Source organism: Pelotomaculum propionicicum, from assembly GCF_048984525.1.
Taxonomy (GTDB): domain Bacteria; phylum Bacillota; class Desulfotomaculia; order Desulfotomaculales; family Pelotomaculaceae; genus Syntrophopropionicum; species Syntrophopropionicum propionicicum_A.
The window spans coordinates 98,092-109,399 of the sequence record NZ_JBMGJC010000012.1 but is presented as its reverse complement, the minus strand read 5'-3'; the positions used below and the strand labels follow the sequence as shown (position 1 = coordinate 109,399).

The 11,308-nt window shown below is 39.1% G+C and carries 12 protein-coding genes; all 12 read right to left on the bottom strand.

The window, feature by feature from the left end; translation table 11 throughout:
- Positions 1-129 precede the first annotated feature (129 nt).
- The gene (locus tag ACOBQJ_RS13905) at positions 130-1,335 is read right to left on the bottom strand and encodes a nucleotidyltransferase family protein (RefSeq protein WP_421072364.1); all 1,206 of its coding nucleotides are present in this window, start codon (positions 1,333-1,335) and stop codon (positions 130-132) included.
- Complete coding sequence (locus tag ACOBQJ_RS13900; protein WP_421072363.1) at positions 1,329-2,264, bottom strand: NAD-dependent epimerase/dehydratase family protein; 936 nt, start codon at positions 2,262-2,264, stop codon at positions 1,329-1,331. The genes ACOBQJ_RS13905 and ACOBQJ_RS13900 overlap by 7 nt, the downstream gene beginning before the upstream one ends.
- Positions 2,265-2,331: 67 nt before the next feature.
- Positions 2,332-3,657 (bottom strand): UDP-glucose dehydrogenase family protein, encoded by a 1,326-nt coding sequence (locus tag ACOBQJ_RS13895; protein ID WP_421072362.1) that lies wholly within the window; start codon positions 3,655-3,657, stop codon positions 2,332-2,334.
- A gap of 25 nt (positions 3,658-3,682) precedes the next feature.
- Positions 3,683-4,384: a cytidylyltransferase domain-containing protein gene (locus ACOBQJ_RS13890; protein ID WP_421072361.1), complete on the bottom strand. Its 702-nt coding sequence runs from the start codon at positions 4,382-4,384 to the stop codon at positions 3,683-3,685.
- Positions 4,385-4,389: 5 nt separating this feature from the next.
- Complete coding sequence (locus ACOBQJ_RS13885; RefSeq protein WP_421072360.1) at positions 4,390-4,545, bottom strand: hypothetical protein; 156 nt, start codon at positions 4,543-4,545, stop codon at positions 4,390-4,392.
- 129 nt (positions 4,546-4,674) lie between these two features.
- Positions 4,675-5,361: a PIG-L deacetylase family protein gene (locus tag ACOBQJ_RS13880; RefSeq protein ID WP_421072359.1), complete on the bottom strand. Its 687-nt coding sequence runs from the start codon at positions 5,359-5,361 to the stop codon at positions 4,675-4,677.
- On the bottom strand, positions 5,358-6,248 hold the full coding sequence (locus ACOBQJ_RS13875; protein ID WP_421072358.1) for a formyltransferase family protein: 891 nt from the start codon (positions 6,246-6,248) through the stop codon (positions 5,358-5,360). The genes ACOBQJ_RS13880 and ACOBQJ_RS13875 overlap by 4 nt, the downstream gene beginning before the upstream one ends.
- Entirely contained in the window at positions 6,245-7,417 is a 1,173-nt protein-coding gene (neuC, locus tag ACOBQJ_RS13870) for a UDP-N-acetylglucosamine 2-epimerase (RefSeq protein ID WP_421072357.1), read from the bottom strand. Before neuC ends, ACOBQJ_RS13875 begins: the two co-directional genes overlap by 4 nt.
- Positions 7,414-8,409, bottom strand: a complete 996-nt coding sequence (gene neuB, locus ACOBQJ_RS13865; protein WP_421072356.1) for an N-acetylneuraminate synthase — start codon at positions 8,407-8,409, stop codon at positions 7,414-7,416. Before neuB ends, neuC begins: the two co-directional genes overlap by 4 nt.
- Positions 8,406-9,050, bottom strand: a complete 645-nt coding sequence (locus ACOBQJ_RS13860) for an acetyltransferase (protein ID WP_421072355.1) — start codon at positions 9,048-9,050, stop codon at positions 8,406-8,408. Before ACOBQJ_RS13860 ends, neuB begins: the two co-directional genes overlap by 4 nt.
- On the bottom strand, positions 9,043-10,089 hold the full coding sequence (locus ACOBQJ_RS13855; RefSeq protein ID WP_421072354.1) for a nucleotidyltransferase family protein: 1,047 nt from the start codon (positions 10,087-10,089) through the stop codon (positions 9,043-9,045). Before ACOBQJ_RS13855 ends, ACOBQJ_RS13860 begins: the two co-directional genes overlap by 8 nt.
- Before the next feature lie 51 nt (positions 10,090-10,140).
- Entirely contained in the window at positions 10,141-11,304 is a 1,164-nt protein-coding gene (locus ACOBQJ_RS13850) for a LegC family aminotransferase (protein WP_421072353.1), read from the bottom strand.
- Positions 11,305-11,308 lie beyond the last annotated feature (4 nt).

Here is an 11,308-nt window from a genome sequence, read left to right as displayed (position 1 = left end):
CCTCTAATACGCTTTTTACTACTTCTAACTTGTATTCAGGAGTATATTTCGCCATTAAAAAACTGCACCACCTTTCGTTAGACATATATACTTTATCACATGTCTAACATTTGGGGTGCAGTTCAAAGCTCAGGTATATTTTTTTCTTGCTAGTAATCTACGCATTCGCCGGGCAATAAAAGCAAATGGCTTTATGATGTAATACAATGTATACAACTTATCTGGCAGAGTTACCCGTTTGATATCTTCAACTGTAGGTCCAAATAATTTTAATACATAATTAAACTTGTTTATCAGTCCCCTGCTCATGTATAAACCATATAAATTATCCATAAATACGGAGTATATCCCCGAACTCCCGGCTTTATTACAAAATTCTGATATAAGGTCCTGCAATGCCAAGGCAGCCAGCCGCCAAGCGGTTCTGTCAGTAGTTGTACCTATTTCTAAATCGGAGGGCAAGGGCGCTTTGAACACTTGGTTGACCAGTATCATTGCCTGGTGCAAAAATAGCCTTACGTTGTATTTTTCTGCCAGGTGATTTAAGCTTACCAAATCAATATTTTCTTGCTGGATAAACTTATTTATGTCAAGCAACCAACGCAGACGATGCCATTTATGGCCCGCCCCGTGCAGGACAAGGTATAATAACCATTCCTCGTCAGAAAGTACCTTTACAGGGCTCCCCGCTACCACCATTTCTTTGATACTTCCATCAGCGAATGGAAGCACATTACTATATTTACTAAGCCTCCAGTGTATTTCTAGAATTACTTCTTTCTCGTTATTCCAATATCTAAAATGGCTGCTATGTTCGCGGTTCTTTAAATATATTTGCTTCTGCCGTGGTGTTAAATCATATGAATCACATTCCGTAATTTTGCGGTAACCTTCGTTTATCAGTATTGTTATTGACTGTTCTAACTTATCGGCAGCAACTAGTATATCGATATCACCGTATGGCCGAGTTGCTATATCCCCATATAAACGCCAGGATAAAGGCGTCCCCTTTAAAACCACCGTATTGATATTGGATTTTTCAAGTAGGCTTCCGAGCCTTATGGTTTCTCCGGTTACCCGCAGCGTATTCATCGTATTGTCCTGACACATTTGCTTCAAAACGTTAAGTACATTACCAGGCACAAGATCATTGTCCGAGCAGCTGAATGTCTTATAAACTGAGGGATACACACTGTGACGATCTGCCAGACGCAAAAAATTATCCCAGTTGATGGGCTGCTGAAGTAGATATTTTGTTTTGTCTAAATCACCATCGGCACTTGCCAATACTAACAGCAATTCAGGGGGGAATTTACCAATAAGCTTTTTTAGCATTTATAAAATTCCTTATACCATGTCACAAAATTGCCAATACCCTCACCAATAAGTGTTTTGGGTATAAACCCAACATCATTCATCAAATCAGTCACGTCAGCATAGGTCTGATAGATATCACCCGGCTGGATGGGATAAAACTCTTTCACTGCTATTTTACACAATGCTTTTTCAATAACGGTAATGAAATCGATCAGTTTTTCCGGCTTGTTGTTGCCAATGTTATATATTTTATATGGTACATCTGTCATAGAAAGAACAGGAGAGTTTTCGATTAAAGCAAGAACTGCTCCCACCACATCATCGATATAAGTAAAATCTCTGTACATGTCACTGTTATTAAAAACCCAGATCGGTTTATTCTCCATGATCGCTTTCGTAAATAAAAAATAAGCCATGTCAGGCCTTCCATACGGTCCATATACAGTAAAAAACCTTAATCCTGTCACGGGTATTCTATACAGGTGACTGTATGTATAAGCCATAAGTTCATTGGATTTTTTTATGGCCGCGTAAAGGCTGACCGGGTGATCCACTTTGTCTTCAGTAGAAAAAGGAATTTTTTTATTAGTACCGTAAACCGAGCTGGAAGACGCATACAGCAGGTGCTTTACATTATGTTTTCTGCAGCTTTCAAGGATATTGAAAAAACCTACAATGTTGGACTGTACGTATACATCCGGATTCTCAATACTATATCGTACACCAGCCTGCGCCGCCAAGTTGATAACAACATCAATGTTGTTATCATTGAACAAGGTTGCGAGTGAATCTTTTTCATCTATATCTATTTCATAAAAGGTAAATTTATCGTATTTTTTGAGAACATCATGCCTGGCATATTTCAACCGTACATCATAATAATCATTCATATTATCCAGTCCGATAACGGTACAGCCCATCTCCAAAAGCCTTTTTGACAGGTGCATGCCGATAAACCCAGCTGCACCTGTTATAAATACAACTTCTTATTATCAACTGGTTTTAGCCGCATTATTATACACCCACGCCATAATATTTAAAACCTTTTTCGACCATGATCTTTTTATCATATATGTTTCTCAAATCAAAAAAATATTTACCGGCGCCGATTTGCTTAAACTTATCAAAATTGAGATTTCTAAATTCGTTCCATTCCGTCAGAATAACTGTGGCATCAGTATTTTCCAAGGCTTCATAGGCATCAGCACACCAAGTGAGGCAGTCCTTGATACTAGAAAAACGCAAGCTGCCCTCTTTCTTTCCCGCGGGATCATAGACTTTTAGTTTTGCGCCGAGCCTTACAAGTTCCGGTAGGATAACCAGCGATGGCGCATCTCTAATATCATCTGTATTAGGTTTGAAGGTCACGCCAAGGATGGCAAAATTCTTGTTAGCAAGATCATCACCCATAGCGCCTACAATTTTTTGGACCATCTTCATTTTTTGTCGCTCATTTGCAACTACTGTTGTTTCAACAAGAGACATTGCCTCGCCATAATCCCGGGCAATTCTTACCAGGGCCCTGGTGTCTTTGGGAAAGCAGCTACCTCCGTAACCAGGGCCCGCATGCAGGAACTTCGGCGCAATACGCCCGTCCCTCCCCATCGCCTTGGCTACTTTCTGCACATCCGCGCCGACCTTTTCGCAAACGTTGGCTACTTCGTTGATAAACGTGATCTTCATGGCAAGAAACGCGTTTGAAGCATACTTGATCATCTCCGCGGTTTCAAGGTTGGTTTCAACAAAAGGGGTCTCATTGATATAAAGTACTCTGTAAACATCTTTCATTATGTTAATCGCTTGGTCACTTTCAGCGCCAATGATAACACGATCTGGATGCATGAAGTCCTGAATAGCTGAACCTTCGCGCAGGAATTCAGGATTAGACACTACATCAAAAGTTAAGTCAACTCTGCGTTCAGCAAGGATAGACTGCACCGCTTCTTTGACCTTTTGACCCGTGCCCACTGGCACAGTGGACTTGTTTACAATAACCTTATAGCTATTCATATAGGCGGCAATATCCTTTGCCACAGCAATGACATGTTGCAAATCCGCTCCGCCGTCCTCCGCCGGGGGAGTGCCTACGGCAATAAAGATAACATCGTTGTTTTCAACTGAAGAGCGAATATCAGTTGTAAAATCAAGCCGTTTATAATAGCTGTTATTCTTGACTATCCTCTCAAGCCCCGGCTCATATATGGGAATTATTCCTTCTTTAAGCCCTTTGATCTTATTCTCATCAACATCAACACACGTTACCGTATGGCCGAAATCTGATAAGACCGCGCCGGACACAAGGCCAACATAGCCAGTACCAATTACTGCTATTTGAGACATAATACGCCTCCATCAATGATCATATTTATTGAATGCCCTTCATAACATGCTCTGCCAAAATTCCAGCGATAATAAAGTCGAAGGCTGTATCTATATCAATAGAAGTTTCTCTGCTCATTACATAAGCATAGCACTTGCTTTCATATATATCTTTTACTTTAATAAAATAATCTGTCTTAACTATATATATTGCGCCGTTAATTCTGAAATAGGGTTCAAGTTTCTGTCTTGGCTGATTTGCATGCTCACTCTTGAAAAATCCAACGAGTGACTGGTCTTCTGGTAAAGTACCGCACCATAAAGGAGAATGCTCCGCTTCAGTTACTCCAACTATGGCATTAGCATCTCTTTCTTGGAATAAATTATATGCCTTAACTATATCCTCTACCTTCCTAAGCGGAGATGTCGGCTGAAGAAGCGTAAAGCTGTCAAAGAATTGCCCATGTTCCTCATATCGCTCCAGAGCTTCCTTAACAACATCCCATGATGAAGCAGTATCTGATGACAAATCTTCGCTACGCAAGGATGGTACACTGGCGCCATACTCTCGTGCAATTTCAGCGTATTTTTCTGAATCGGTAGAAACAAATACCTCATCGAACATTCTAGACTCTATTGCAGCTTCTATCGTATAGGCCATGAGAGGCTTTCCGTTGAGTAACATTATGTTCTTATCTTTTAGCCCCTTTGAGCCGCTTCTCGCCGGAATAATCGCAATGTTTCTCAAACCTCTCACCTCACGATGTCATAGAACTTTTTCATTAAGTTTATCTTGTCTTCCATCAAGAATTCTTTTATGGTTTCGACAATTTTTACCGATGTTTTACCGTCTCCATATGGATTGACGGTTTTCCTCGCTTTTTCCCTGAATCTATCTGTTGAAGCCAAGAACATTACTTCTTCGATTTCAACACGTACAGGATGGCAATTGATAACGCTATCCGCTTGCAACCTTCCTTACTGGATCAACGATATTTATGTGATGAGGTGGTGAAATAAAGTAATTATGCAAAAGTCTCATTTAGATGTTTTGACATTTGCCCTTTGCAATTCGAAAGCTTCTGCAGCCATTGAACCACTCTGGGATCCCCTTAAATATGCTAAACTTCTTATAGCCTTATCACTTCTCGGGAATGGAAAGTCAGACATTTCACTTTCATAAATATTCATTATTTGAATCTTTCGTTCCAGATAATTAGATATATCTATAAATACATTGGGTTCAAACTTCTTATTACATGTATTAATATTGAAGTCGGTTTCGGATAATGTTTCATAAGCTAAAACTGTCTCTATATACGGATAGCGGAACCATTTTGTACAGCTTAAGCATGCCTCAGCAATAATTTTATGGTCAGTATGAACATCATTATAAAATGGCAGAAATAATATGTTTGGTTTTATTTCATTAAATTCCTTGGAAATCATTTGAATTAATGAACCATATGCTACTTCGCCGACTTTAGTTGACGGAATTTCAAGATTAATGACACTCTCAAATCCATATGTGTCAGAAACTAGTTTTATTTCTTTTTGCCGTTTTTTAATTCGTTCTTTAGTAAAACCATTTTCTTGAGATATACTTGTTGTAATTAGCCAGAATATTTTGTAACTTTGCTCTTTCAACAATAATATCGTACCACCACAGCCTAAAGTTTCATCATCGGGATGAGGTGCTACAACAATAACATTCTTATTACTCATAGATAATCCCCAACTTTTAGATCAGTTTCGTCGCAATCGATAATTTTTATTAGATCTTTTCCGCTTCGAACTAAAAATGATGTAGGTGAGTACACTTGTAATACCTTCCCAAATTCAATATTAGAATATTCTTCTTTCACATCTTTTACAACTTCACAGCGCCATACTTTGTATTCTTTTCCCTCAAAAACGAGATGCGCGCCTACGTATGGTTTTGTTAATCCCCTGACCAAATTGTATATATTTAACGCTGACATTCTAAAGTCAATTTTGCCATCTTCTTTAGTTCTTTTCCTCCAAGTATTTGTATTTAGTTGATTTTGCTTTATAAAATTAACTTTATTATTTTCAAATTGCTCAGTAAATTCAATCACTTGATGCCCTGCAACTAATAAAATTTTATTATACAAATCATTCGCATCATCATGTAGATCTACTTTAATTGAATATTGCGAAACAATTTCTCCATTATCAACTGCTTCATCAATCATGAAAAATGTAGAAGCAGTATCAGTTAAGCCCAATACCAAAGTCCAAATAACTGGATGCCGGCCTTTATTATTAGGTAGTTTCGTAGGATGGAAGCCAACGACACCTAATTTTGGTATATTTATAACTTGTTTTTTCAATAGCTGTGACCATCCAAAACAATAGATAATATCAGGGTTCTTATCTTTAATAAATTTTATGGTTTTATCATCATTAATATCATTAGTATATTCAATCTCTATATTGTATTTTTCACACAAAGGAATCAAGTCCTCATAATCAGCATTAAAATTACTCTCTTTTTTTGTTACCACTCCACAAATATTTTTATTATTAATCAAAAGTTTTTCCAATAACACATACGAGCTCTTTACACAGCCAATAAACAGAATGTTCAATGATTTACCTCCACATCGTAAAATTTTTTCTTGATTTCAAGTTTGCTTGATAGTACCCATTCTCTTATTTCAGCAACTATTCTATTTGAAGTATCAGGTCTTTCATAAGGATTCACAACATTCTTTAGTTGTTTTCGGAAATCATCTGACATTGCCACATCCATAGCCTTTTTAATTTGTTCAGAATCTGGTTTACAGTTAATAATACTTTTAGCTTGTATCCGTCCTTTTTGTCTGTCTCCAATATTTATTGTTGGCTTTTTAAAAGAAGGTACTTCAATAATACCACTTGAAGAGTTTCCAATTGCGAAGGCGCAGTATTTAATTGCGCTTAAATACCTATTAACGCCGAGCGATGTGACCGCTATACAATTCGAATTAGATGAGACATATTGCTCAATACAATAATTAATTATTCTACCATCTGTATCTGAATTTGCTTTTGTAAAAATATAATTTAATTCTTTATGGGAATCAATCGCTTCTAACAACTGTATCATTTGCTCTCGAGAACTTTCCTTTTCTAGGGTTACAGGATGAAATGTTACAACTGCATAGGGTTTATTTATTTCAAAATCTATCGATTTTGCTAATTCTAATTTTTCCAGCAGTCTTAATTTTTTGGTATTTTCTACTCCTATTGCCCCTACATCAAAAACTCTAGAAGGATCTTCTCCAAGTTGGATAACCCGTTTACGATATTTTTCTGTGCTAGTAAAATGCAAGTAACTCATTTTGGTGATAGAGTGCCTTATACATTCATCTATTAATCCTTCAGAACTTTCGCCGCCATAGAGATGGGCAATTGGAATTCTCTGATTCATTGCTACAATACAAACAGCTAATGTCTCGTAACGGTCGCCAAGCACAATTAACATGTCTGGTTTTATTCTATCAAAATAATCAGCAAAGCTTATCATTGCCAACCCCATTGATTTAGAAATTGCTGAAGGTGTATCTGCACTTAAGAGAATCTCAATTTTCTCATCTATTGCAATATCATCAAGTTCGATTTCTTTGTAAGTTAATCCGAATTCCGATGACAGATGCGCACCTGTCACAACTACTCGCACATCAAATTCCGGAACTTCAATCAATTTTTGTATAATTGGCTTTAATAGACCGTATTCAGCTCTGGTTGCTGTTAATATGCTTATTTTATTTTTCATATTTCTATCAACTCGTCTTCTTCAAATTCTCTAATGGCCCTCTGTCCTAGCACTTCAAACCACAGCATTGGGCTGATGCCGGTACCCGGTCGTTTAACAGTGAGGTTATCTTCTGAAAGGACCTCTCCTTCTTTTATACTGCGGCTGGCTATAATGCTCTTTCTGGCGACAGCCATATTCTTCAACTCGCATTCAGCAGGCTTTTTTTCGCCGGTTCCCATCGCTAACTCAACATTTCTGATTGCATTCACCATACTCGCAAGCTCATCAGGTTCCAAACTCGCCTTATGGTCGGGGCCTTCCAAATTTTTGTCCAATGTGAAGTGCTTCTCTATTACTGTAGCGCCCAGGGCAACGGCAGCCATTGGTATTTCTATTCCTTTCGTGTGGTCGGAATATCCCACTGGCAAATGCAAAGTGTCTCGCATTGTCTTGATCGCATTTAGATTTACATCTGTGTACGGAGCAGGGTACTCAGTTGTGCAGTGAAGCAGGGTAATAGCTCCACTGTCATATCTATTTAAAGCATCTACTGCTGTTTGTATCTCATCCAGGGTACTCATGCCCGTAGACATGATAATTGGTTGATGGGTTTTTGCTATTTTAATGAGATAAGGAAGATTGGTTATTTCCCCGGAGGGAACTTTCCACATCCCCATACCGAGATTATTCAAAAAATCTATACTATTAAAATCAAATGCCGTGGAGAGGAATCGGATTCTGCTCGCTTTGCAATATTCATTCAACTCAATGAAGTCATTAAAGGACAACTCCAGCTTTTTCAGCATGGATAACTGGCTTTCATCTGCCCCAGTCTGCTTCTTCTGATAGTCCGCTTTATCGGCTCCTTTTGAAACAATATATTTCGACACAAATGTCTGAAACTTAATGCAGTCTGCTCCAGCTTCCTTAGCTTTGTCCACCATCTTTTTAGCTAAATCCAACTTACCGTTGTGGTTTACTCCGGCCTCAGCAATAATAAAAACACTCATGATTTTTTTACTTCCTTGCATGGGTTGCCAAAGGCGATTATATTATCGCCAATATCGTGCAACACTACGCTCCCCATGCCGATGATAGAGTCAAAACCTATTCTTAATTGCTGTTTAATAACGCTGTTTGCTCCAATATGAGTATTGTACCCTATATGCAGCTCTCCGCACAGAACAGCACCAGACGCGATATGGACAAAGTCCTCAATGGTACAATCGTGCTCTATTGTAGCTGAAGTATTGATAATTACACCTTTACCTATGGTAGAACCCGCATTAATAACTGCATTCTTCCCGATGAATACGCCATTCTCTAAGCTGGCATGCTGACTAACAACGGCGGTTGCATCTATAATATTGGGTATTTTAAATCCGATACGCTCAATCTCCGAAAACAGCTTTACACGAAGTGACGGATTGCCTATGCTGCCAACAGTTACGAACGCATAATTAAATTCCTGTTGGTACAGCTTCGACAAATCATCATCGCAACCAATGACGGGAACATCGAGGATAGACTTACCCACATTTTCCTTTTTATCAATTATTCCCATTTCAACATACTGTCCACTTGGCAGGAGGCTGTCTAATACAGATTTACAGTGTCCCCCCCCACCCAACAGAAGCAATTTCTTATTCATCACCGCACAACCTTTTCCTCATTTCTTCCATCTCGTCATACTGCCCCATATCCAACCAAGCATGTTCGCTGATAGGATAAATGCCTACCTTTTCCCCGGCTTGTTTATATCTCTCTATAATGTCAGGGAAGCTTATAAGTTTCTCATATTCCAGTTCTTCAATAACCCGTGGCTCCACAATATAATAGCCCGTATTTGTGAAGAAGGCCATCTCCGGCTTTTCTCTCATGGATTCAATTTCACCGTTTCCTCCTATTTCCACCACCCCGTAGGGTATTGTGAAATTCTTCAAAGTACATACCATAGTAATCAAATTGTTTGTTTCCTTGTGATACCGATATATCTTTTCATAGTCTTCCTCGACAATAATGTCACAGTTGGAGAGTATGAAAGTAGAGTCGATTTTCCCTTTCAGTAAACTTATCCCGCCACCGGTCCCCAGGGGCTTGTCCTCATCAATATAAATTATTTCGTAGTCCTTCACTATCTCGTTGAAATAGGCCTTAATCATATTCTTCTTGTGGTTCACTATTAAGTAGAAACGCTTGCAGCCATAGCTGCAGAACCTATTGATGATATGCTCCGCTATAGGCAAATCACCCACTGGGATCAATGGCTTGGGAAGTATCTTCGTATACGGATATAACCTTGTTCCTAGCCCTCCGGCCATAATAACGACAGGGATATTAAGCTCCTTCTTAGGTTCTATATCCCTATCGTCCCAAAGGGTAACTGCAACTATCTTATTATTCTCATCTAATATGGGCAAGGCTTCAACTGAATACTGTTTCATGTATTCCTTCGCCCTCGCCTTGTCTTTTTCGTATACAAACTTGGGATTGTAGTTTGCTATGTCCCTAACTGTGGCATTGAGGTTGCCCTTTGCCAGTATCCAGCGTCTGATATCTCCGTCCGTAAGAGCTGCGGTGAGTACGCCATCCCGCTCTATAAATAAAACCTTTTTCGCAGCTTTATCTAGCATTTCCATAGCCTGTATCATAGTACTGTCTTCATCAATTAATATGTCACTTATACTCATAACAGCCACCTGCATTTATGATTTTACCTTGATAAAGTCTACCTAAAATATTTAAACTGCATTTTTCAAACACTCTATGACATACAGCGCATCCTTTTTTGTAAGGTTGGTGCTGCATGGTATGTTAACAACTCTTTCCCAGAAATATTTTGCCTTTTCAATCTTATATACCTGGCTCCCGATATAGGGCTCCTGATCATTTATTAAACCCCAAATCGGTCTCGACTGTATGCCCTTTAATGCCAGGTATCGTATAATCTCATCTCTGCTTAATGGATAATTCTCATCGCAATGGAGAGCGTAGAACCAGTGATTACTTCTTATATCCGCTCTAAAATCGAGGATAGTCAAGCCTTTTATTTCTTGTATCTTATTTCTATATAGGTTATAGTTTTCTTCCTTTGTTTTAATGAAACCCTCAAGCTGCTCCAACTGCGCCAAACCCAAAGCCGCCTGTAGGTTGGTCATGCGATAGTTGTAGCCTATTTCATCATGTGTATAGTAGAGCTCATCGCTCTTGGCCTGCGTTGTGAGATGCTTGGCTTTCTTTAGCAACTCCTTGTCCTCGGACACTATCATCCCGCCACCGCCGGTGGTTATTATTTTATTGCCGTTAAAGGAGAAAACACCAATTGTCCCGATAGTGCCGGCAAACTTGCCATTGTACTTACCCTTGGTATAGTAAGTGCCGATAGCTTCCGTTGCGTCCTCTACTACTATGAGATTGTACTGCTTTGCTATCTGCATTATCCGCTCCATGTCGGCCATATTGCCAAAGACATGGACCACCAGCACAACCTTGATGTGTTTATTAGTCTTATGGCTAATGAGCTTCCCATCAATTAAGATGCACTCTTCCCGGCAGAACTCATCAAGCTTATCTGCATCCATTGTGAGCGAATCATCGCAGTCCATAAATATCGGCTCAGCGCCAATATATCTGACCGGATTAACTGCAGCGATGAACGTTAGCGTCGGAACAATAACCTCATCATCCCTTGTCACTCCGCAGAGCAGAAGTGCTATATGCAACCCAGATGTTCCATTCTGACAGGATACAGCACCCTTCGCTTTCACATATTCAGCAACGTTCTTTTCAAAATCATTTACATACGGCCCACCGGTAGACACCCACTCAGTTTCCACTGCTTTAGTTACATATTTCAGCTCATTACCTTTCAAGTTGGGAACAGATAATGGTATGAATTTACTCATTTTA